This window comes from Micromonospora sp. MW-13, assembly GCF_003434305.1.
GTDB lineage: Bacteria > Actinomycetota > Actinomycetes > Mycobacteriales > Micromonosporaceae > Micromonospora.
In genome coordinates, this window is sequence record NZ_QKKX01000089.1 from 15,318 (window position 1) to 36,311 (window position 20,994).

Consider the following 20,994-nt stretch of genomic DNA (forward strand, 5'->3'; position numbering starts at 1 on the left):
TTTCTCTCCTCACGCTGGCGACTGGACGAGCTTTTCGAGGGCGCCGACGACGTCGGCGGGGAGCGGCATGGCCGCGATCTCGCGGGACAGCGTTTCGGCCGCTGCCCGGTAGGACGGTTCGGTCAACAACTGCTGGCAGGCGGTGATGATCGCCTCGGTGGTCTCCTCCTCGGGGGTGAGCGCGATCGCGGCGCCCCGTCGGGCGATGCGCCGCGCCGGCTCGACCAGCACGGCGCCCTTGGGCATGAGCAGTTGCGGCAGGGCGGCGTTGAGGGCGGTCAGGCTCGACACGCCGCCCGCGTGGTGCACCAGCACGTCGCAGGTGGGCGCCACCACGTCGAGCGGGATCCAGCCGGCGCGCAGCCCGCCGTGCTCGGCGCGCAGCCCGTCGGCCACCTCCTCGGGTGCCGCGACCAGCAGCTCGACGTCGAGTTCGGTGAGCTTGCCGACCATGTCGAGCAGGAACTGGTAGTTCCGGTCGTAGGTGCGGCCCCGGGTGACCCGGCTGCCCGAGGTGACGCACACCCGGGGCCGCTCGCCCCGCCGGTACATCCACGGCGCGAGGGAGCGCTGCGCGTTGGCCGGGACGAACCGCATCTGCTGGGCCGGCCCGGCGTCCGCGGGGCGCAGGCTCGGCGGGCAGATGTCGACGAACAGGTCAGGCTCGGGCAGCCGGTCGAGGCCGAGTTCACGCAGCTCGGGTTGGAGTTCCTCGTCGGCTCCCGGGTGGACGCCGGTCGCCTCGACGGCGTCCCAGGCCTGACGTACGAAGGGGACGCCCAACCGCGCGGCGAGCAGCGGGGCGGCGTACGACATCGTTCCGCCGACGACGACGTCCGGCCGCCAGCCGGCCGCCAGTTCGTGCAGCGGCGGCATGCTGGCGACGGCCATCCGGGCGAACCAGCGGCCGGTGAACCGGGCCTCCTCGGCCGGGTCGGCCGGAATGGTGAGCGGACGGCCGGCGCGGTCGGTGGTGATGAAGTGCCGGATCGGCAGCGGGGTGACCGGGACGCCCGGCAGGCCCGCGCCGGCGACCACCGGCATCATGTCGTCGGTTGCCGCCATGAACGCCTGGTGGCCGGCATTGCGCACCGCCGTGGCGAGCGGCGCGAGGGCGAACACTGTCGCCGGGCTTCCGCCCGCGACGAACAGAACCTTCAAGGTGGGACTCCCGCCGATCTGTGCCCGAACTGGAACCGCGGTCGCGCCGGTTTGGCGAGCGACCGCGGGGGCAGTGGTGAGGAGGACGACCAGGGCAGGCGCCAGGAGATACGCGCACAGGCCCGATACTGAGAGCTAATCTCTTCAATCCCCGGGGCATCGTCAAGCGCCCGGGACGGACGCAGTTGCACACCGCGCCGCAGGCGACGGGCCCGGTGCCGGACTGCGCCGGTCACCGGGCCCGCACTGTGGATCGTCGGGTCCGTTGCTGTTCAACCGCCGACGGGGGGCCGGCGCGCCGCCGGCGGCCGGTCAGGGGACGTCGGACGGCGTGGGCACCAGCGCGCGCTGCCGGACGAACCAGGAGCCGAGCAGCGCCGCCACGCTCAGCACGGCCGCCGCCACGAACACGAGCTGCGCGCCGTCGGCGACGGCGTGCTCGTAGGCCACCCGCACCGCCTCGGGCAGCCGGGCCATGCCCACGGCCGTCAGTTGGCCGGCTTCGCCGCCCACCGCCGAGGCCACCTCCGGCCCCTTCGCGGCCAGGGACTGCTGGACCTGGTGGGCGAAGAGCGCGCCCGAGGCGGCCACGCCGATCGTGCCGCCGACGGTGCGGGACAGCGTGGCCGTGGAGGAGGCGACCCCGAGGTCCCGCATCCCCACGCTGTCGAGCGAGAGCAGCAGCGTGCCCTGGATTAGGCAGCCCATCCCGGCGCCCAGCACCACCATGTACAGCGCGGCGACCAGGCGCGAGGTGCCCGTGCCCATGGTGGCCATCAGGAACAGGCTGGCGGTCATCAGCGCGCTGCCGACGAGCAGCACCGTCCTGAGCCTGAGGCCCTTGGTGATCCACTGCCCGACGATCACGTTGACGACGACCATCGACAGCAGCACCGGCAGCAGGAGCAGGCCGGAGTTCGTGGCCGACGCGCCCTGCACGGCCTGCTGGTACAACGTCAGGAAGGTCATCGTGCTGAACAGCACGAAGCCCACCAGCAGCCCGATCACGGTGGCCAGCGAGAAGTTGGCGACCCGGAAGATGGTCAGCGGCAGCACGGGCTCGCGGGCCTGCCGCTCGACCAGCAGGAAGCCGGCCACCGCCAGGACGGCCGCCAGCCCGAGACCGACGATCATGGCCGATCCCCAGTCGTACCGGGTGCCGCCCCACGCACTGACCAGCACCACGACGGAGATGATGAACGCCAGCAGCGTCGCGCCGAGGTAGTCGACCCGACCCTGCGCGCGGCGCACCGGCAGCCGCATGCCGGTGGCGACGAGGACCAGCCCGACCAGCCCGATCGGCAGGTTGATCAGGAAACACCACCGCCAGCCGAAGTGGTCGGTGATCAGGCCGCCGACCAGCGGTCCGCCGATCATGGTCGCCCCCATCGCCGCGGACATCACGCCCTGGTACTTCGCGCGGTCCCGGGGCGGGATCAACTCGCCCATGATCGCGAAGGCGCTCACCATCAGCCCGCCGCCGCCCAGCCCCTGCAGGGCCCGGAACCCGATGAGCTGGCCGAGGTCCTGGGCCAGCCCGGAGAGCGCGGAGCCGACCAGGAAGATCACGATCGAGGCCAGGAAGACGCCCTTGCGGCCGTACATGTCGCCGAGCTTGCCCCAGATCGGGGTGGAGGCCGCGGTCGCCAGCGTGTACGAGGTGATCACCCAGGACAGATCGTCGAGCCCGCCCAGTTCACCGACGATCGTCGGGATCGCCGTACCGATGATCATGTTGTCCAGCGTGGCCAGCATCATCGCGAGGATCAGCGCGATGATCGCAGCGGCGATGCCGCCTCCCGCCGGTGTCGCCGCCACCGGCGGTGGCGCCGTCGTGCTGGGAACCTGCTGCGACATGGTCCACCCACCCCCGCTTATTTACTTGCCGCCCGGCTAATTAGTAGAGTAGTCACGGTAGAACGGTGGGCAACGGGGAGTCAAGGAAGCCGGCACCAGTGGCCGAAACGGACGAAACGAGCGCAAAGCTCGATGGGAAGGGTGCGAATGAACAGGCCGACCCCGCGCCGCAAGGACACCCGCGAACGCATCCAGGCCGTCGCCCTGCAGGCGTTCAGCGAGCGGGGGTACGACAAGACCTCGCTGCGCGGCATCACCGACCAGCTCGGCATCACCAAGGCGGCGCTCTACTACTACTTCCAGGCCAAGGAGGACATCCTCGCCAGCCTGTTCGACGATCTCTACCGGCGACTGGACGAGCTGATCGACTGGGGCCGGCGACAGCCCCGCACCAACGAGGCGAAGCAGGAGCTGCTGCGGCGCTACAGCCGGACGCTCGTGCACGCCGCGCCGATCCTGAGCCTGGCCCAGGAGAACCAGGCCACGCTCCGGGAGACGACCGTCGGCCAGCGGCTCCAGGACCGGGTCTCCGCCCTGGCCCAACTCGTCGTCGAGCCGGACGCGCCCCTCATCGAGAACGTCCGCGGCATCACCGCGCTGCTCACCGTCTACTTCGGTCCCATCGCGACGCAGGACCTGCCCGGCGACCCCGAGGAGAAGCAGCGGGCAGTCCTCGACGTCGCCGCCGGACTGCTCGCCCAGGGGCCGGGCGGCGGCCCGCCGCCCGGCCCCGACGCCGCACCCGACGGCAGGAGGCACCACGATGACTGACCACCGCCTCGACCATTCCGAACTCACCGTCGGACAGCTCGCCTCCCGCAGCGGGGTGAGCGTCTCGGCCCTGCACTTCTACGAGCGCCAGGGCCTGATCGACAGCCGGCGCACCACCGGGAACCAGCGGCGCTACCCCCGCGACGCGCTGCGCCGGGTGGCGCTGATCCGCATCGCCCAGCGCGTCGGCGTGCCGCTGGCGAAGGTCGCGGAGGTGCTGGCGCTGCTGCCCGAGGGCCGCACCCCCACCCGGCAGGACTGGAAGCGGATGACCGAGTGCTGGCAGTCGGATCTCGACGCCCGGCTGCGCCAGCTACAACAACTGCGCGACGACTTCGCGGACTGCGTCGGCTGCGGGTGCATGTCGCTGGACCGCTGCCCGATGATCAATCCGATGGACCAGCTCGGGGCGGACGGCCCGGGCCCGCGACGCCTGATCGAGCCGGTCGGCACCGGGCTGGACGAGGTCACCGCCGACTGACCGGCTCCCGCGGCCGGACGTCGTCCCAGCGCGCCAGGACGTCGCCGGCGAGGGCGTCCGCCAGGCTCATCGCCGACAGGTCGGCGTCGGACATCAGCGGCGGCTCCTCGAACCCCCACGGGATCGCCAGTTCGGGGTCGAGCGGGTCGACGTTGATCTGGGTGCCCGGGACGAAGGTGGTGGAGAGCACGTAGCAGATGCTGGAGTCGTCCTGCAGGGCCAGGAAGCCGTGCCCCACCCCCTCGGGCAGGTAGACGCACCGCCCCGAGCCGGCTTCGAGCAGGTTGCTCTCGTACTGCCCGAAGGTGGGTGAGCCCACCCGGAGATCCACCGCGAAGTCGCGCAGCGCACCCCGCACACAGCTCACGAACTTCGCCTGCCCCGGGGGCAGGGCGACGCTGTGGATGCCGCGCAGGGTGTTGCGCCGGCTCACCGAGTAGTTGATCTGCCGGGGCACGAACGGCACCCCGGTCGCCTCCTCGAACGCGTCGACCCGGAACGACTCGAAGAACGAGCCCCGAACGTCACGAAACTGGTTCACCTCCATCCGGAACACCCCGGGCAACGTCGACTCCGTGAAACGCATACTCAGTCCACCTCTCCTCGGTGTCGCCGCTCCAGGTCGGCGACGATCGTGTCCGGTGCGGGGGTCCGCGCCATCTCCGCCTGCAACTCCACGGCGGCCTTGCGATAGCCCGGCTCGAACAGCAGCGCCGCCAGCGACTCCCGCAGCAGTGCCGGGTCGTCCTGCTCGGCCGCCGTGTCGAAGGCGATGCCGGCGCCGACGGCGGCGATCCGGTCGCCGTGCCCGAAGTGGTACGCGAGCTGCGGCAGCACCAGCTGCGGCAGGCCGAACGTGGTGGTCGTCATGGTGGTGCCCGCCCCGCCCTGGTGCACCACCGCGTCGCAGGAGCCCAGAAACAGGTCCAACGGCGTGTTGTCGATCAGCCGGACGTTCTTCGGCGGCTCACCCAGCTCCGCCCGGTACCGCTCGTCCACCGTGGCGAGCACCGACACCCCCGGCATCCCCGCGAACGCCGAGAGCACCTGGCGGACGAACGGGACGCCGTTGACCGCCAGGGTTCCGCCCATGCTGACCGCGACCCGGCGGGTGCCGGCAGGCTCCGTCGGCCTCCGCTCGACCTCCTCGTGACGCCACGGGGGCAGCACGATCCGTCCGTTGTACGGCACGTACCGCATCGGCACCGCCGGCTCGGCACCGGGCACCTGCAGGGACGGCGGGCACGGGTCCAGCAGCACGGTCGGATCGGGCAGGCCCTCGATGCCCAGCCGGTCGCAGACACCGGCCAGGGCCGGGCGGACCGCCGACCGGGCCGGGGTGGATATCTCGTCGACCCCCCACCGGTGGTGCGCCACCGGGACGCCCAGCACCGCGCCGACGAGCAACGAGCTGTACTCCAACGGGTCGGCCACGATCAGGTCCGGCCGGATCGCCCGGGCCAGCGACAGGTACTCCGGCAGCAGGTACCGGGCGTGGGTCATCCACAGCCGGCCGTAGTGCCCGAGCATGCCGGGCGCGGGCCGGGGCCGGACCGTGAGCGGGCGGGTGCCCGCCGGCAGCGACTCGTACAGCAGGTCGTCGCAGTGGAACGGCGTGCCGACGGAGACCGCGCTCAGCCCGGCCGACTGCACCAGCGGCAGCACGTCCGGCTGCGCCGCGACCAGCACCTCGTGGCCCGCCGCCCGCAACGCCCAGGCCAGCGGCACCAGCGGCTGGAAGTGCGTGGGCACGGGAGTGGTCATCATCAGGACGCGCATCAGGCGGCCTCCCTCGTCTCGGCGGCGCCGGGGCGGGCCAGCCGGGCCAGCTCCCGCGCGACGGCGCCGGGCGTCGGCATGCCCTGCATCTCCGCCCGCAACTCCGTGGCGGCCTTGCGGTGGCCGGGCTCGGACAGCAGCGCGGCCATCGAGTCGCGCAGCAGGCCGGGATCGTCCTGCTCGGCGACGGTGTCGAAGGCGATCGCCGCGCCCACCGCCGCGAGCCGGTCGCCGTGGCCGAACTGGTCGGCCATCTGCGGCAGCACGAGCTGGGGCAGGCCGAACGCGGTGGCCGTCATCGCGGTGCCCGCGCCGCCGTGGTGCACCACGGCGGCGCACGATTCCAGGATCAGGTCGAGCGGCGTCGGATCGATCAGCCGGGTGTTCGCCGGCAGCTCGCCGAGTTCCGCCCGGTACCGCTCCTCGACGGTTGCCAGCACCTCGACCTCCGGCAGGCCGTCGAACGCCCGGAGGATCCGCCGCAGGAACGGCACGCCGTTGAGCAGCAGGGTCCGGCCGCCCATGCTGACCACCACCCGGCGGGTTCCGGGCATGGCACCGGTGCCGATCCGCCCGACCTCGTCGTGCCGCCAGGGCGGCAGCACCGCGCCGCCGTTGAACGGGACGCACCGCATCGGCAGCCCCCGCTCGACGCCGGGAACCTGCAACGACGGCGGGCACGGGTCCACCAGCACGGTGGGGTCGGGCAGGCCGTCGAGGCCGTGCTCGGCGCAGAGTTCGCGCAGCGGCTCCCGGACCGCGGCCCGGGCGGTCTCGGTGAGCGCGTCGACGCCCCAGCGGTGGTGCACCACCGGGACGCCCAGCACCCCGCCGACCATCAGCGCGCTGTACTCGAACGGATCCGAGACGATCAGGTCCGGCCGGTACCCGCGGGCGAACCGGAGGTACATCGGCAGTACGTAACGCGTCTGGCCGACCCAGACCAGGCCGAAGTCGCCGTACTCTTCCGGCTTCGGCCTGGGCACCGACTCCAGCGAGCGTTTCCCCTCCGCCAGTCGGTTCAGCATGTGCTTCTCGACCCCGAACCGGTCGGCGATGCTGACCGCGCTCAACCCCGCCGAGTGCGCCATCGGCAGGATGTCCGGCTGCCCGGCCACCAGCACCTCGTGGCCGGCCGCCCGGAACGCCCACGCCAACGGGACCAGCGGGGCGAAGTGCGTGGACACCGGGGTGGCCATCATGAGTACGCGCATGTGCTCTCCTGTCCGTGAGGTGATCGGACACCCTCCGGCCGGGGCCGGCGGTGTCGCGCAGTGAGCCGCTCCAGCACCGGCACCACCTCCACGGGGGACGGCGCGGCCAGCATGTCCCGGTGGAGCGACTCGGCGCCGGCGCGGAACCGCGGTTCGTGGAGGAGCCGCAGCAGCCCGTCGCGGACGTCCGCCACCGTGAACGGCTCGTCCACCCGCAGCCCGGCGCCCCGCTCGACGACGTGGCGGGCGGTCACCTCCTCGTCCCACTTGGGCACCGGGATGACGAGCTGGGGCAACCGGTGGGCGACCGCCGCCGCGTACGTGCCGCCCCCGCCGTGGTGGATCACCGCCGCGCAGGTCGGCAGCAGCAGGTTCAGCGGCAGGTACTCGACGATCCGCACGTTCGGCGGAAGCTCGTCGACGCCGGCGAGCTGCGCGCTGTTGAGCGTGGCCACCAGCTCCACGTCGAGCTCGGCCACCAGCGCGAACAGCTCCGCGACGGAGAACCCCTGGTGCTCGGTGAAGAGCTTGCGGGTGCTGACCCCCAGGGTGAGGCACACCCGCGGGCGGTGCGGCCGGGCCGCCAGCCAGCCGGGCACCACGCCCGCGCCGTTGTACGGCACCCGCCGCACCGCCTGGTAGCGACGGTCGAGCGGCAGCCGCATCCGCTCCGGAACCAGGTCGAGGGTGCACTGACCGGTCAGCACCTCCTCGTCGAAGGTGTCGCCGTACCGGTCCAGCAACGGTCGCAGCCACTCGACCAGCGGGTCCCGGTCGGCGCCTTCGGGCCGCCGCAGCGCCATCTCCCGCATCCAGGCCAGGTTGTCCAGGCCCCAGAGCACCCGGGCGTGTGCGGCCCCGCAGGCCCGGGCGGCGATCGGGGCCGGCGGGCAGAGCGGGTCCCACAGGACCAGGTCGGGGCCCCAGGAGCGGGCGAAGGCCACCAGCTCGTCGGCCATCGCCCACCGCTCACCGCTGTCCGCGGCCACCGGCGGGTAGTACAGCGACAACAGGCCGATCACGTACGACCTGGTGCGCTCCCAGTCGCCGCCGGCGGCGGGATCGAGCGCCAGGGTCGGCCGGTTCGTCTGGTCGGCGGCGGCGTTGACCCTGGCCAACGCGGCCAGCTCGGTCCCGGGCCCGAGCGGGACGGGGGTCAGCCCGGTGGCGGCGATCGTCGCCGTCATGTCGGGCTCGACCACGCCACTGTGGCTGGCCACCCGCACCTCGTGGCCGGCGGCCTGGAGGGCCCAGGCCAGCGGCACGATCGGGAAGAGGTGCGCGGTGGCGGGAAAGGTCACGAACAAGACCCGCAACGGGATCCTCCTCCTCGGATCAGGCCCGCCGGCCACCCGGGGGCAGGCCGGCCAGCGCGACGAGGAAGCCGATCGCGCCGACTGCGGCGATGACGAGCAGAGCGGGCTGGTAGCCGCCGGCGGTGAGGGCCGGCGACGGTGTCGGTGCGCCGCCTGCGGCGACCAGCAGTCCCGCCACCAGGGCGACCGTCAGCGCGCCGGTGAGCTGCACTGCGGTCTGGTACGTGGCGGTGGCCCGCTCCCGCAGGGCGACGGGCACCCCCTCGGTGGCCCGCACGTGCAGGGCCGCGAAGCTGAGGACGAACCCGAGCGACACCAGCAGCAGTGTCGGCAGGACGGCCGTCAGGTAGCCGGACGCCGGATCCAGCCGGAGGGCGAGCAGGTAACCGAGCAGCGGCAGCGCCGCGCCCAGCGCCACCAGCCGGGCGGCTCCGATCCGGCGCACGACCCGGCCCGCCCAGGGGGCGGACAACGCGAGCGGCACGCTCGCCGGCAGCAGCGCCACCGCCGTGCCCAGCGGCGTGCCGCCCCGGACGGCCTGTAGGTGCAGGGTGAGCACCAGCAGCAGCCCCCAGTAGGAGCCGTTGAGGGCGCCCGCGCCGATCGCGGCCTGCGCCAGCGAGCGGTGGGCGCGCAGCAGGGGCGCGACGGTGGCTCCCCCGACGTACCGGAACAGGATCAGCAGGGCCCCGCCCAGCAGCAACGCGCCCGCCGCCCACGGGTCGGTCCAGCCCCGCACCGGCCCGCTCACCAGCCCGTACGCGAGCAGCACCGCTCCGGCGAGGAACACGGGCGCGCTCGCGGCCAGGTGTGCCCCGCCTCCCGTCGGCCGGGGCGGGTCGCGGGGCACGTGCCGGCGGGCGGCCAGCAGGAGCCCGAGCGCGACGGGCGCCGGGAAGAGCAGGGTCCACCGCCAGCTCACCGAGGTGAGCAGTCCCGACAGCACCAGGCCCACGGAGAAGCCGCTCGCCCCGAGCAGGGTGTACACCGACAGCGCCCGGTCCCGGGCCCGCCCGGCCGGGAAGGCCGTGCTGATCATCGCCAGCCCCGTGGTGGCGGTCAGCGCGGCACAGAAGCCCTTGACCAGCCGGGCGGCGACCAGGGCGACGACCGCCGAGGCCAGCCCCGCCACCGCCGAGGCGAGGGCGAAGCCGGCCATCGCGAGCAGGTACGCCCGTCGCCGGCCGAGCAGGTCGACGATCCGCCGGCCGAACAGCAGCGAGCCGCCGAAGCCGAGGGCGAAGCCGCTGACCAGCCACTGGGCCTGCACCAGCGGGAGAGCCAGGTCCGCGGCGATCGTCGGCAGCGCCACGATCAGGACGGCGACCTCCAGGGCGTCCAGCAGCATGTTCCCGGAGAGCACCAGGAGCAGCCCCCAGGGATGCCGTGCCTGGTCGGTGTCGGTGGCCGAGGCGGGTGCCGCGGTCACCGTGCCGCGGCAGCGCGGGCCTGCTGCGCCTGCGCCGTCAGCCGCTCCAGCACCGGCACGGTCTCGACCGGGCTGGGCGTGGCGAGCATGTCCTCGTACAGGGCGTCGGCGCCGCGCTGGAAGGACGGCTCGTCCAGCAGGCGCAGCAGGTTCCGGCGGAACTCGGCGACGGAGAAGTCCTGCCCGTCCATCGCCAGCCCGGCGCCCCGGGAGACCACGTGTCGGGCGGTGTTCTCCTCGTCCCACTTCGGGACGGGGATGATGAGGTGGGGCACCCGCTGCTCCACGGCGGCGGCGGTGGTGCCGCCACCGCCGTGGTGCACGATCGCCGAGCAGGTCGGCAGGAGCAGCCGCAGCGGCACGTAGTCGACGGTCCGCACGTTGTCCGGCACCTTGCGGACCTCGGCGAGCTGGGACCGGTTGAGCGTCGCCACCAGTTCGATGTCGAGGTCCGCGATATGGTCGAAGAGCTCCGCGATCGGGAAGCCCCGGTACTTGTTGTAGACCGTCCGCGAGCTGACCCCCAGGGTCAGGCAGACCCGGGGCCTGCCGGGCGGCTCGCGCAGCCAGTCGGGCACCGTGCTGGCTCCCGAGTACGCCACCCGGCGGACCGGGACGTACCGCAGGTCCAGGGGGAGCCGCATCCGGGACGGCACCAGGTCGAGGGTCCACTGGCCGGTGATCGCCTCCTCGTCGAACGCGCACCCGTACTTGTTCAGCAACGGCTCCAGCCAGCACACCAGCGGGTCGTCGTAGAGCTGGCCGCCCGGCTGCTCGCGGAACTTCCGGCTGAGCCAGGCCACGTTGTCCAGCCCCCAGAGCAGTCGGGCGTGCGCCGCCCCGGAGGCCTTCGCCGCCACCATCCCGACCGGGTTCAACGTGTCCCAGACGACCAGGTCGGGCTGCCAGCCACGGGCGAAGGCGACCAGGTCGTCGGCCATGGACGCGTGGTCTGCCCCGGGCTCGGGATCGGGGAAGGTGCGGATGAACAGGCCGGTGAGGTAACGGGCGACGGTCCGCCAGGCCGTCTCGTGCGAGTGGTCGAGCACCAGCACGTCCGTCGGGCGCTCCAGCCGTTCCTCCTCCTCGCTGGCCAGTTGGACCGGCCCCCCGGCCGGCACCGCGGTCAGGCCGGCGGCCTCGATGGTGCCGGCGATGTTCGGCGAGGTCGCGACCCTGACCTCGTGCCCCGCGGCCTGCAACGCCCAGGCCAACGGGGTGATCGGGTAGAGGTGGGCGGCAGCCGGAAAGATCGCGAACAGAATTCTCATCAGGTTTCCGTTTCTGGGATCAGGTCCGGCGCCCGCCCGCCGGATCACGAAACGTACGGTCGACGCTCACGCCCCTCGCGCAGCGTCGTGGCCCACCAGCCGAGCTGGTCGAGCATGTACTTGGCGGCCGTGTTGCAGCCCTCGGGATCGATCGGCTCACCGTCCGGGCCGAACTGCTCCCACGCGCCGTGGAAGCTGACCGTCGCCCGGACGGTGGCCGCGTGCAGCTCGGCGAAGACCAGGCGGAGCGCCTCGACGGCCCGCAGGCCCCCGGAGAGCCCGCCGTACGAGACGAAGCCCACCGGCTTGGCGTGCCACTGGGTGGAGTGCCAGTCGATGGCGTTCTTCAGCGACGCCGGGAAGCTGTGGTTGTACTCGGGCGTGACGATCACGAAGGCGTCCGCGGCCTCGATGCGGGGCATGACCTCGCCCAGGGCCTTCCCTCCCTCGGGGGTCGGCTGGGTGGTGATCACGGTGGGCAGGTCGTGCTCGGCGAGGTCGACGACGTCGACCTCGAAGTCGTCCCGCTGCTTCGCCTGGTTGAGGAACCATCGGGCGACAGTCGGGCCGAATCGCCCCTCCCGGGTGCTGCCGATGATCAGGGCGAGGCGGATCGGTTCGGTCGACATGATTGTCCTCTCAGCGTCGATGCAGGCCAGCCGCGGTGTGGAGTACCGGCGGCAACACCGACGCTATGACCTCAACCTATGTTGTGGTCAAGGCATCGTCGCCCTTACATGAGGAGCGTTCCGCCGCTGACGTCCAGCACGCAGCCGGTGAGCCAGCGGCCGTCCGCGGAGGCCAGGAAGGCCACCGCGTCGGCGATGTCCGCCGGCTCGCCCATTCGGCCGAACGCGTTCGTCTTCGCCATCGCCTCGCGCACCTCGGGGACCTGGAGCATCTCGCTGCCGTTGTCCGTGATGCCGGGCGCGACGGTGTTGACGGTGATGCCGCGGGGCGCCAGGTGGCGACCCAGGTGCAGGCCGAGCATCTCCAGCGCGGCCTTGGACATCGCGTACGCCAGCTCCTGTGGCAGCGCCATCCGGGTCAGCGCCGACGAGACGTTGATGACCCGGCCCCCCTCCGGCAGGAGCGGCAGCGCCCGCTGGACGATGAACAGCGGCGCCGTGGCGTTCACCGCCAGCAGGCGGTTGACCTGCTCGGGGGTGATCTCCTCGGGCGCGGTCCCGCCCATGATGCCGGCGTTGTTCACCACGATGTCCAGCGTGCTGCCGCCGGTGTGCTCCTTGAGCCCCGCCTGTAGGCCCTCGAAGAGGATGTCCACGTCGCCGGGCACGCCCAGCTCGGCGCGGACCGGGAAGGCCCGGCCGCCCGTCGCCCCGATGGCCGCCACCACCTGCTCCGCCGCGTCCTGGTTGCTCTGGTAGTGCACGGCCACCAGAGCGCCGTCCCGCCCGAGGCGCTCGGCGATGCCGCGACCGATCCCCCGGCTCGCGCCGGTCACCAGAGCCGTCTTGCCGGCCAGCTTCTGCACTGTCTTCCTCCAGTTGGTCGATCTCGAATGGGTCTTGGCGTCAGTCCACCGGCAGCGGCCCGGTCCCGGGCGCGCCGAACCAGCGGTGCAGGGCGACCAGGAGCCGGCCACCGCCGGCCGCGCTCCAGGCCACGTGCCCGTCCGGGCGGAGCAGGACCGCCCGCTCCTCGTGCAGCGTGCTGCTGCGGTCGGCCCGGGCGGTCAGCACCCGTACCCGGCCGGCCCAGCCCGCCGCCGCGTCCCGGAGCCGGTCGGCCTGCCGCCGGCCGGCCGCGACGCAGACGAGCACGCCCCGCGCCGGCTGGAGCAGCGCCGTCGTACTCGACCAGCCACCGGCGGTGAGCAGCACACAGTGCGAGATCCGGTGGCCGACCAGCGGGTGGGGCTGCCGGCCGATCGGGTACCGCACGTCGAGGCCGCTGATCGCGGCGGCCATGTGCCGCCGCGCGTCGGGGGTGCCCAGCAGCTCGGTCAGCACCCCGCGCATCGCGTCCACCTCGGGACCGCCGAAGAGCAGCAGCGACTGGGCCCGGACGTCCCTGAGCGTGCGGGCGCCGACCGGGTGCCGCTCGTCGTGGTAGCTGTCCAGCAGCCCCGGGGAGGCCCACCCCCGCACCTGGGCGGCGAGCTTCCAGCCGAGGTTGGCGGCGTCCTGGAGCCCCAGGTTGATGGCCTGGCCGCCGACCGGCATCTGCACGTGCGCGGCGTCGCCCGCGAGCAGCACCCGGCCCCGGCGGTACCGGGTGACCTGGCGACTCGCGTCGTCGAACGAGTCGAGCCACACCGGCCGGCCCCCGGCGACGTCCTCGCCGGTGACCCGGCGCCAGACCGCCGCCACCTCGTCGAAGGAGGGGCGTCGCCCGACACGTGCCGGCGGGCGGCCGAACTCGTGCACCATGATCCGGGTGGTGCCGTCGTCCCGGCGCGCCGCGGTGGCCAGCCCCTGCGGGTAGCGGCGCAGCCGCCGCTCGCCGAGGTCGACGCCCGCCAGGTCCGCCCGGTAGAGCAGCCGGTCGGCGGCCGAACCGGCCAGCTCGAAGCCGGCCAGCCGGCGTACCGTGCTCTCCTCGCCGTCGCAACCGACCAGATAGTCCGCCCGCAGCCGGAGCGGCCCGGACGGGCCGTCCACCTCGGCCAGCACGGCGGACCGGGTGACGGTCAGGTCGCGCAGCTCGTGCCCGCGCCGGACCTCGGCGCCGAGTTCGCTGGCCCACTCCTCCAGCACCGACTCGACGAGTGGCTGCCGGACCCGCCAGAGCCCGGCATGCCGGCTGGGCAGGTGGCCGAGGTCCACCGGGACGCCTCCGAAGTGGCTCGTCCGGTCGCACTCGACCGGGCCCAGCCGGCCGAGCAGCCCGCGCTGGTCCAGCACCTCCATGGTCCGGGCGTTCAGGTGCGTCGCCCGCGACTCGCCGGTGGGCGCCCCGAGCCGTTCCAGGACGACCACCCGCGCCCCGCCGAGCCGCAGCTCCCCGGCGAGCAGCAGGCCCACCGGCCCGGCGCCGACCACGATCACGTCGGCGTCCCGCCGGTCCCGGTCCGGGGCGCGCCCGCCCCAGGGGCCACCGCCCGCCGCCGGCTCAGCCATCGCGCTCGGCGTGCTCCTTGGCGTGCCGCAGGGTGGCCAGGCTGTTCGTGCTCAACGCGTTGCGCACGAAGCTCCGGGCCTCCGCGACCCCCGCCTCCGGGCCGAGCACCCGGGCGATGTTCGCCTCGTTGATCACGACGGTGTGCCGGGAGGTGACGGCCACGCCGCCCGGCACGCTCTCGAACAGCCAGTGCCCGGTGTGCAGGGTCATCAGGGCGGGCACCTGGATCTGCTTGTAGACGATCCGCTCGTGCGGGAAGCACACCCGCACCGAGGTGGTGGTGTGGGTGGACCCGTCCTTCGTCAGGGTCTCCATCTCCAGCAGTTGGAGACCGGGGGTGTCCTCACGCAACGACACCCGGGCGACGTGCGGCAGCCGGTCCGACCAGCGGTCGGCCTCGTTGACGAAGTCGTAGACCGCCTTGGCCGGCGCGTCGATCCGGACGGTGTCGTCGAAGACGAGCAGCCGTCCGGTGCCGTCCTCGACCAGCTCCGCGTTCGCCTTCAGCGCGGCGAGCTCGGCCGTGCTGTTCCGGTCGACCGCCCGGTCGATCCAGGCCAGTTTCTCGGGGTCGTCGTCGACGGCCCGGTAGTCGTGCAGCAGCCGGACCCGGCACCGGTCCCCGCCGACCGGCTCGATCAGCCAGGCGCCGCCCATCGCGCCCACCGGCGGCGTCGACACCTCCTGGCGGAAGTCGACCCGCAGGTTGTCGGGGTCCAACCGACGGCGCGAGGTCCAACTCTTCGGCTCGCCGTTCGCCGTGGCCCAGATCCGGATCCGTTCCTCCCGGTCGGACCGCTCGACGTGGTCGACGTGCACGGTCGGCGGGAAGAGCCGGGGCCAGTTCTCCACGTCGACGATCAGCCGGTACGCCACGGCGGCGGGGACCGCGATCTCGATCTCGTGCTCGACCGTCCTCTGGTGCTGTTCAGGCATGCTCGTTCTCCTCGGTCGCGGCGGTGCGGGACGGCGCCCGGCCCGTCAGAAGTTGCCCAGGCCACCGCAGACGTTGATGGCCTGGGCGGTGATCGAAGCGGCGGTCTCCGAGGCCAGGTAGCCGACCATGCCGGCGACCTCCTCGGGGGTCGAGTAGCGGCCCAGCGGGATCTTGGCCTGGAACCGCTTCATGACGTCGTCCTCGGAGACGTTCCAGGCGCCCGCGTAGCCCTGCCGGACCCGCTGGGCCATCGGCGTCTCGACGTAGCCGGGACACACCGCGTTGACGGTGATGCCGGTGGGTGCCAACTCGTTGCCGAGCGCCTTGGTGAACCCGACGACGCCGTGCTTGGACGCCGAGTACGGGGCACCCAGCACGACGCCCTGCTTCCCGGCGGTCGAGGCGATGTTGATGATGCGGCCCCACCCGCCGTCCCGCATGCGGCCGGTGTTGAGCACCGCTCGGGACATGAGGAAGACGCTGTTCAGGTTCGTGTTGATCACGTCCATCCAGAGGTCGTCGGCGATGTCGGCGGTCACCCCGCCGCCGCTGCGGCCGGCGTTGTTCACCAGGATCCCGACCGTCCCGTAGCGGCTGACGGCGGCGCCGACGAAGTCCTCGATCTCGGCGCCGGACCGGACGTCGCAGGCCGTCCCGTCGACGTCGAAGCCCCGCTGGCGCAGTTCCTTGGCGGTGGACGCGACCTTGTCCGCGTTCCGGGCGCAGATGAACACCTGGTGCCCGGCGGCGGCCAACTGCTCGGTGACCGCGAGGCCGATACCGCTGGTCGCGCCGGTCACCAGCGCCACCCGTCCGCGGCGCTGCGCCGACTCCTCCTCCCGGGCGGTCACTTGACCAGCCGCTTCTCGATCGACAGCCGGGCGTTGACGGCGGCGAGCAGGACCCGCGGGGTACGCGCCTCGATGACGGTGCTGTCATCGAGCGAGATGCCGTACTCCCGCTCGATCCGGCTGCCGGTCTCGAGCAGGGCAAGCGAGTCGTACCCCAGCTCGTCGAACGCGGCGTCGTGGATGTCGGTGGTTAGGTGGGTGCCCTCGTCGGCACCGGCCGCGGCGCGCAGGATGCGCCGCAGGTCTTCGATCGTGAACTCGTCGGCCATCGGGTCGTCCTCTCTGAACGGGTGCTACTGCGGATGCGGACTGCGAACGACCACCGCGGAGTTGAAGCCGCCGTAGCCGCGGGCCAGCACCAGTGCGGCCCGGACCGGCAGCCGCCGGGGGCGTTCGGTCACCAGGTCGAGGCCGTGCTCCGCGGCGGGCGTGACGTGCACGGTGGGTGGGACCACGCTGTCCCGGACGGCGAGCAACGCGGTCACGACGTCCAGCGCGCCCGCCCCGGAGCAGAGCCGGCCGGTCATCGTCTTGGGGGCCGTCACCGGCACCCCGAGCGGCCCGAACACCGCCGCGATCGCGGCGGCCTCGATCCGGTCCTGCTCCGGCACGCCGGCCGCGTCGGCGAACACGACGTCGACGTCGTCGGGAGCCAGCCCGGCGTCGGCCAGCGCCAGCTCGATCGCCCGCCGCATCCCCGGCTCCCGGCCGCTGTCCGGGTGCGGGTCGAAGGTGGTGCCGTACCCGGCGATCTCGCCGTAGACGGTGGCCGCCCCCCGGTCGCGGGCCGAGTCGGCGTCCTCCACGACGAGCAGCGCCCCGCCCTCGGCCGGCACGTGCCCGCAGGCCCCGGCGTCGAACGGCAGGTACGCGCGGTCCGGCTGCTCGCTCGTGCTCAGTCGCCGGCTGGCGAGCTGGGCCACCCAGCCCCACGGACAGATCGAGGCGTCGACCCCGCCGGTGATCATCAACCGGGTGCCCTGTCGGACGTGCCGGCGCGCCTGAGCCACCGCGTCCAACCCGCCCGCCTGGTCGCTGACCAGCGCGCCGCACGGGCCACGCATCCCGTTGCGGATGGAGATCTGGCCCGTGTTCACCGCGTAGAACCACGCGAACGACTGGTACGCGCTGACGTACTGGCTGCCCTGGCTCCACAGGTTGCGCAGCTCGCCCTGCCCGAACTCGAAGCCGCCCGACGAGCTGGCGGTCACCACGCCCATGTCGTACTCGGGCAGGTCGCCCGCGCGAACCCCGGCGTCGGCCAGCGCCCAGTCGGTGGCGACCAGCGCCAGCTGGGTCATCCGGTCGGTCTGCGGCAGCAGCCGGCCGGGCAGGTGTTCCGCGGCGGAGAACCCGCGGATCTCCCCCGCCAGCCGGGCCGGGTACCGGTCGGGGGTGAAGCGGGAGACCGGGCGGATGGCGCTCTCGCCGCGCAGGGTGGCCGCCCAGTACGCGGCGGTCCCGAGCCCGTTCGGCGCGGTGACGCCGATCCCGGTCACCACCGCCCGGGCGGTCACCTCCGGCTCCGGCCGGGCCGGGTCAGCACCATCGCGCTCTGGAACCCGCCGAAGCCGCTGCCGACGGTCAGCACGGTGTCGGTGCGCTGCGACCGGGCGACGCGGGGCACGTAGTCGAGGTCGCACTCGGGGTCGGGTTCGTGCAGGTTGGCGGTGGGCGGGACGACCCCGGTCTCGATCGCCAGCGCGGAGGCCGCGATCTCGATCGAGCCGACGGCGCCCAGCGAGTGGCCGATCATCGACTTGATCGAACTCACCGGGGTCCGGTACGCGTGGTGGCCCAGGCTCAGCTTGAACGCGGCCGTCTCGTGCCGGTCGTTCTGCTTGGTGCCGGAGCCGTGCGCGTTGACGTAGTCGATGTCGCCGGCGTTGACCCGGGCCTCGGCCAGCGCAGCCCGGATCGCCTCGGCCATCTCCCGCCCGTCGGGGCGCAGGCCGGTCATGTGGAACGCGTTGCACCGGGACGCGAAGCCGGCGATCTCCGCGTAGATGTGCGCCCTGCGCCGGCGGGCGTGCTGGTACTCCTCCAACACGAAGATGGCCGAGCCCTCGCCGAGCACGAAGCCGTTGCGGGTGGCGTCGAAGGGGCGCGACGCGTGCTCGGCGTCGTCGTTGCGCGGGCTGGTCGCCTTGATCGCGTCGAAGCAGGCGAGGGTGATGGGGGAGATCGGGGCGTCCGTGGCACCGGCGATCATCACGTCGGCGGCGCCCTCCCGGATCAGCTCGCAGGCGTGACCGACGGAGTCGAGCCCGGAGGTGCAGCCGGTGGAGACCACGGTGGTCGGCCCCTCCGCGCCCACCGCCCACGCCACCTCGGCCGCGAACGAGCTGGGCACGAAGTGGTTGTAGAGGTGCGGCGGGGCGTACTCGTGGTCGACCAGGTCCAGCCGACCGCCGTCGCTCACCACCCGGTACTCCTGGTCGAGCCCCATCGTGGCACCGACCGCGCTGCCGACGGTCACCCCCACCCGGTGCGGGTTCAGCTCCGCCACGCCGAGCCCGCTGTCCGCGACCGCCTCGCGGGCGGCGACCAGCGCGAGCTGCGCCGCCCGGTCCATCCGCCGCACCTCCTGAGGCGTCAGCCCGCTCAGGTACGGGTCGAAGTCGATTTCCGCAGCGATCTGGGAGCGGAACTGCGCGGGGTCGAAGAGCGAGATCCGCCGGGTTGCCGTCCGGCCGTCGCCCAGGAGGGCCCAGAATTCCTTGACGCCGATCCCACCCGGTGCAAGAACCCCGATACCGGTGATCACTACCCGAGGTCTCACGTGTTTTCCCTCCAGTGGTAGAAGCGAGTCGCCATGGCGTCCTTCGGCGAGCGCCAGGTCGCCGGGTCATAGGCTCCGATGAACGGCTTGAGATCCTCACTGATCGCAACGAACAACGGGTCCGACTTCGCCTGCTCCACGGCTTCGCCGCCGGTTTCCGAATCGAAGTCCTGGAGATGGAAATACAGTCCCCGGTACGCGAAGAGTTCGCGCCGCCGGGTGCCCATGCGGTGCGGCAGGTCGGTCTTGTCGAACTCCTCGAAGAGCCGGCCGACCGCAGACGCCGACTCCGGCGCCATGCGGGCCACGATCAGGGTGCTGTACATGCCTCTTCCTTCCTGCGGTGGCGGCTGGTCAGGCGGGGCCGAACCATCGGTCCAGCGCCGCGGGCAGCTCTCCCGGGCCGGAGTGTTCGCCGGCCGTCCAGGCGACGTGCCCGTCCGGCCGGATCAGGACGGCCGCGGTGCCGCTCAGGGGGCTGCGGGCGTCGGCGTCGTGCGGCACGGCGGTCACGATCTGCACCCGGTCCGCCCAGCCGGCCGCGGCGGCCCGCAGCTCCGCGTCGTCGGCGAGGTCGAGCAGCACGCCCCGGGCCGGGTGCAGCAGCTCCGTGGTGCTGGTCTTGCCGGCCTCGCCGACCAGCTCCTGGTGGGGCATCCGCCGGCCGAGCAGGGGATGGTCGCCCTCGCCGAACGCGTACTGGATGGCGAGGCCGCTCACCATGCCCGCCAGGTGCCGGCTCACGCTGTCGTACGCGATCAGCTCGGTCAGCACGTCGCGCAGCGGCTGCATCTCCTCCCCGCGCAGGAAGAGCAGCCCCTGGGCCCGGGTGTTCATCAGCAGCCGCGCACCGACCGGGTGGCGCTCGGCGTGGTAGGTGTCGAGCAGCTCCGGCGGGGCGGAGCCGCGGACCACGGCGGCCAGCTTCCACCCGAGGTTCACCGAGTCCTGGACGCTGACGTTGAGCCCCTGCCCGCCGGCGGGCAGGTGGATGTGGGCGGCGTCGCCGGCGATCAGCACCCGGCCCCGGCGGTACTGCGTGACCTGCCGGGTGGCGTCACCAAAGGCGCTGACCCACAGGCCGGTGCCGTGGTGGATGCTCTCCCCGGTCAGCCGCTGCCAGGCGTCGGCGACCTCGGCGAAGCTCGGCGGCGTCGTCCGCCGGGCCGGCGGGGTGCCCCGCTCGCAGACGATGATGCGGTCCACGCCGTCGCCCAGCGGGCCGGCCATCACCATGCCGCCCGGGAAGGACTCCCCGATCGGGCGCGGTCGCAGGTCGCAGCCCTGCACGTCGGCGAGGAACATCTCCATGGTCGCCGCGGTGCCGGGGAAGTCGAACCGGGCCGCCTTCCGGACGGTGCTCCGGCCGCCGTCGCAGCCCACCAGGTACTGCGCGCGCAGGGCCGTCGGTCCGGCCGGGGTCCGCACCTGCACCTCGACGCCCCCGTCGTGCTCGGTGAACCCGACGAACTCCCAGCCGCGCCGGATGTCGGCACCCAGCTCGACGGCCCACTCGGTGAGCACGGCCTCGGTGCGCGCCTGTGGCACTCCCTTGGCGCCGAAGTGCGCGCCGTCGAGCACGCTGAAGTCCACCGGCAGCCCGCCGAAGTGGCCCACCGGGCTCGTCTCGATCGGCCCGAACCGGGGCAGCAGGCCGCGCTGGTCGAACACCTCCATCGTCCGGGCGGTGAAGCCCAGGCCCCGGGACTCACCGGTCGGTCGGTCCAGCCGGTCGAGGACGACCACCGGCACGCCGCCGAGTCGCAGCTCCCCGGCGAGCATCAGGCCGGCCGGGCCGGCCCCCACCACAATGACCGCAGCATCCATCGATTCTCCTTCATCGACAGTCAGATCCTCGGACAGGAATTGCCGGGCCCCATTAGGCCGGCGCGGTTGAGGATCAGATATCCGGAAACCGGATTTCGCATCGCCGTGATTCGTCGAATTCGGCCACGCCGCCCGGGGTGCGGGTAATTGGCGGATCCTCGACTCTCCGTCGGGTCAACGGCCAATGCGGCGGATGCTGGGATACAGCTTCTTCGGTTCACCGTCGGACGTCAA

The 20,994-nt window shown here is 73.0% G+C and carries 20 protein-coding genes; 2 read left to right on the forward strand and 18 right to left on the reverse strand.

The annotated features are described in order from the left end of the window. Positions 1-9 precede the first annotated feature (9 nt). Together C5N14_RS30350 and C5N14_RS30355 are read right to left on the reverse strand one after the other, a co-directional pair. Complete coding sequence (locus C5N14_RS30350; RefSeq protein WP_117673173.1) at positions 10-1,161, reverse strand: nucleotide disphospho-sugar-binding domain-containing protein; 1,152 nt, start codon at positions 1,159-1,161, stop codon at positions 10-12. A 312-nt stretch (positions 1,162-1,473) separates the two neighbouring features. After that, positions 1,474-3,018, reverse strand: coding sequence for an MDR family MFS transporter (locus C5N14_RS30355; RefSeq protein WP_117673175.1), 1,545 nt, complete (start codon positions 3,016-3,018; stop codon positions 1,474-1,476). Between the two features lie 147 nt (positions 3,019-3,165). On the opposite strand from C5N14_RS30355, the gene C5N14_RS30360 reads away from it, so the two are divergent. Beyond that, entirely contained in the window at positions 3,166-3,789 is a 624-nt protein-coding gene (locus C5N14_RS30360; RefSeq protein ID WP_243640260.1) for a TetR/AcrR family transcriptional regulator, read from the forward strand. After that, on the forward strand, positions 3,782-4,270 hold the full coding sequence (gene soxR, locus C5N14_RS30365) for a redox-sensitive transcriptional activator SoxR (RefSeq protein WP_117673179.1): 489 nt from the start codon (positions 3,782-3,784) through the stop codon (positions 4,268-4,270). Before C5N14_RS30360 ends, soxR begins: the two co-directional genes overlap by 8 nt. On the opposite strand, the gene C5N14_RS30370 is transcribed toward soxR, so the two are convergent. The 16 genes from C5N14_RS30370 to C5N14_RS30440 form a co-directional block, all read right to left on the reverse strand. Beyond that, entirely contained in the window at positions 4,257-4,856 is a 600-nt protein-coding gene (locus C5N14_RS30370) for a dTDP-4-dehydrorhamnose 3,5-epimerase family protein (RefSeq protein ID WP_117673181.1), read from the reverse strand. The genes soxR and C5N14_RS30370 overlap by 14 nt on opposite strands. Before the next feature lie 2 nt (positions 4,857-4,858). Beyond that, on the reverse strand, positions 4,859-6,049 hold the full coding sequence (locus C5N14_RS30375) for a nucleotide disphospho-sugar-binding domain-containing protein (protein ID WP_117673183.1): 1,191 nt from the start codon (positions 6,047-6,049) through the stop codon (positions 4,859-4,861). Then, the gene (locus C5N14_RS30380; protein WP_117673185.1) at positions 6,049-7,263 is read right to left on the reverse strand and encodes a nucleotide disphospho-sugar-binding domain-containing protein; all 1,215 of its coding nucleotides are present in this window, start codon (positions 7,261-7,263) and stop codon (positions 6,049-6,051) included. Before C5N14_RS30380 ends, C5N14_RS30375 begins: the two co-directional genes overlap by 1 nt. Further along, complete coding sequence (locus C5N14_RS30385) at positions 7,248-8,579, reverse strand: activator-dependent family glycosyltransferase (protein ID WP_117673187.1); 1,332 nt, start codon at positions 8,577-8,579, stop codon at positions 7,248-7,250. The genes C5N14_RS30380 and C5N14_RS30385 overlap by 16 nt, the downstream gene beginning before the upstream one ends. 19 nt (positions 8,580-8,598) lie before the next feature. After that, a complete protein-coding gene (locus C5N14_RS30390; RefSeq protein WP_117673189.1) occupies positions 8,599-10,008 on the reverse strand; it encodes an MFS transporter in 1,410 nt (469 codons plus the stop codon). Continuing rightward, complete coding sequence (locus tag C5N14_RS30395) at positions 10,005-11,279, reverse strand: activator-dependent family glycosyltransferase (RefSeq protein ID WP_117673191.1); 1,275 nt, start codon at positions 11,277-11,279, stop codon at positions 10,005-10,007. The genes C5N14_RS30390 and C5N14_RS30395 overlap by 4 nt, the downstream gene beginning before the upstream one ends. A 44-nt stretch (positions 11,280-11,323) precedes the next feature. Next, positions 11,324-11,908, reverse strand: coding sequence for an NADPH-dependent FMN reductase (locus C5N14_RS30400; protein ID WP_117673193.1), 585 nt, complete (start codon positions 11,906-11,908; stop codon positions 11,324-11,326). 104 nt (positions 11,909-12,012) lie between these two features. Further along, positions 12,013-12,774 carry an SDR family NAD(P)-dependent oxidoreductase gene (locus tag C5N14_RS31885; RefSeq protein WP_128763707.1) on the reverse strand — a complete coding sequence of 254 codons (762 nt, stop codon included), beginning with the start codon at positions 12,772-12,774 and terminating at the stop codon, positions 12,013-12,015. 40 nt (positions 12,775-12,814) lie between these two features. Continuing rightward, positions 12,815-14,362, reverse strand: a complete 1,548-nt coding sequence (locus tag C5N14_RS30405; RefSeq protein WP_128763708.1) for an FAD-dependent monooxygenase — start codon at positions 14,360-14,362, stop codon at positions 12,815-12,817. Continuing rightward, on the reverse strand, positions 14,355-15,299 hold the full coding sequence (locus C5N14_RS30410; protein ID WP_117673195.1) for an aromatase/cyclase: 945 nt from the start codon (positions 15,297-15,299) through the stop codon (positions 14,355-14,357). The genes C5N14_RS30405 and C5N14_RS30410 overlap by 8 nt, the downstream gene beginning before the upstream one ends. 45 nt (positions 15,300-15,344) lie before the next feature. After that, positions 15,345-16,151, reverse strand: a complete 807-nt coding sequence (gene fabG, locus C5N14_RS30415) for a 3-oxoacyl-ACP reductase FabG (protein ID WP_117673197.1) — start codon at positions 16,149-16,151, stop codon at positions 15,345-15,347. Then, a complete protein-coding gene (locus tag C5N14_RS30420; protein WP_117673199.1) occupies positions 16,148-16,420 on the reverse strand; it encodes an acyl carrier protein in 273 nt (90 codons plus the stop codon). Before C5N14_RS30420 ends, fabG begins: the two co-directional genes overlap by 4 nt. Positions 16,421-16,444: 24 nt before the next feature. Further along, a complete protein-coding gene (locus tag C5N14_RS30425) occupies positions 16,445-17,668 on the reverse strand; it encodes a ketosynthase chain-length factor (RefSeq protein ID WP_117673201.1) in 1,224 nt (407 codons plus the stop codon). Continuing rightward, on the reverse strand, positions 17,665-18,933 hold the full coding sequence (locus C5N14_RS30430; RefSeq protein WP_128763709.1) for a beta-ketoacyl synthase: 1,269 nt from the start codon (positions 18,931-18,933) through the stop codon (positions 17,665-17,667). Before C5N14_RS30430 ends, C5N14_RS30425 begins: the two co-directional genes overlap by 4 nt. After that, positions 18,930-19,259 (reverse strand): TcmI family type II polyketide cyclase, encoded by a 330-nt coding sequence (locus tag C5N14_RS30435; RefSeq protein WP_117673205.1) that lies wholly within the window; start codon positions 19,257-19,259, stop codon positions 18,930-18,932. Before C5N14_RS30435 ends, C5N14_RS30430 begins: the two co-directional genes overlap by 4 nt. Before the next feature lie 28 nt (positions 19,260-19,287). After that, a complete protein-coding gene (locus C5N14_RS30440) occupies positions 19,288-20,760 on the reverse strand; it encodes an FAD-dependent monooxygenase (RefSeq protein WP_117673207.1) in 1,473 nt (490 codons plus the stop codon). Positions 20,761-20,994: the final 234 nt, after the last annotated feature.

What these genes read in the sequence shown, in the direction of transcription:
- C5N14_RS30395 (WP_117673191.1), bottom strand. Translation starts at nt 11,279, where the DNA reads ATGAGAATTCTGTTCGCGATCTTTCCGGCTGCCGCCCACCTCTACCCG.
- C5N14_RS30375 (WP_117673183.1), bottom strand. Translation starts at nt 6,049, where the DNA reads ATGCGCGTCCTGATGATGACCACTCCCGTGCCCACGCACTTCCAGCCG.
- C5N14_RS30355 (WP_117673175.1), bottom strand. Translation starts at nt 3,018, where the DNA reads ATGTCGCAGCAGGTTCCCAGCACGACGGCGCCACCGCCGGTGGCGGCG.
- C5N14_RS30360 (WP_243640260.1), top strand. Translation starts at nt 3,166, where the DNA reads ATGAACAGGCCGACCCCGCGCCGCAAGGACACCCGCGAACGCATCCAG.
- C5N14_RS30410 (WP_117673195.1), bottom strand. Translation starts at nt 15,299, where the DNA reads ATGCCTGAACAGCACCAGAGGACGGTCGAGCACGAGATCGAGATCGCG.
- C5N14_RS30380 (WP_117673185.1), bottom strand. Translation starts at nt 7,263, where the DNA reads ATGCGCGTACTCATGATGGCCACCCCGGTGTCCACGCACTTCGCCCCG.
- C5N14_RS30405 (WP_128763708.1), bottom strand. Translation starts at nt 14,362, where the DNA reads ATGGCTGAGCCGGCGGCGGGCGGTGGCCCCTGGGGCGGGCGCGCCCCG.
- C5N14_RS30370 (WP_117673181.1), bottom strand. Translation starts at nt 4,856, where the DNA reads ATGCGTTTCACGGAGTCGACGTTGCCCGGGGTGTTCCGGATGGAGGTG.
- C5N14_RS30440 (WP_117673207.1), bottom strand. Translation starts at nt 20,760, where the DNA reads ATGGATGCTGCGGTCATTGTGGTGGGGGCCGGCCCGGCCGGCCTGATG.
- C5N14_RS30435 (WP_117673205.1), bottom strand. Translation starts at nt 19,259, where the DNA reads ATGTACAGCACCCTGATCGTGGCCCGCATGGCGCCGGAGTCGGCGTCT.
- C5N14_RS30400 (WP_117673193.1), bottom strand. Translation starts at nt 11,908, where the DNA reads ATGTCGACCGAACCGATCCGCCTCGCCCTGATCATCGGCAGCACCCGG.
- soxR (WP_117673179.1), top strand. Translation starts at nt 3,782, where the DNA reads ATGACTGACCACCGCCTCGACCATTCCGAACTCACCGTCGGACAGCTC.
- C5N14_RS30420 (WP_117673199.1), bottom strand. Translation starts at nt 16,420, where the DNA reads ATGGCCGACGAGTTCACGATCGAAGACCTGCGGCGCATCCTGCGCGCC.